This window comes from Pseudomonas sp. AC463 (assembly GCF_979253585.1).
In genome coordinates, this window is the sequence record NZ_CEEDDZ010000946.1 from 1 (window position 1) to 250 (window position 250).

The window sequence follows — 250 nt, forward strand, 5'->3', positions numbered from 1 at the left end:
TCTATGGCAATACCTCGCTCTATCGCGCGATGGGCCTGACGACGGACGAGTATCAAAACACCAGCTTCGCCAACGTGTCCGACGGGTCGGTGACGTTCAGCTCCAACTTCTCGTTCGACTTCGATCCGACCGATGGCCTGACGGCCAATTCGTTCGACTTCATCGGCGTCGCCGTGCACGAGATCGGTCACGCGCTGGGCTTCGTCAGCGGTGTCGACCTGTACGACGTCTATGGCGGCCCGAACGGCCC

1 protein-coding gene is annotated in these 250 nt (G+C 61.2%); it reads left to right on the forward strand.

Features of this window, described 5'->3' with window-relative positions; genetic code table 11:
* Positions 1-250, forward strand: a 250-nt coding sequence (locus AC0IYH_RS33025; protein ID WP_471838608.1) for an NF038122 family metalloprotease, incomplete at both ends; no start/stop codon positions are given.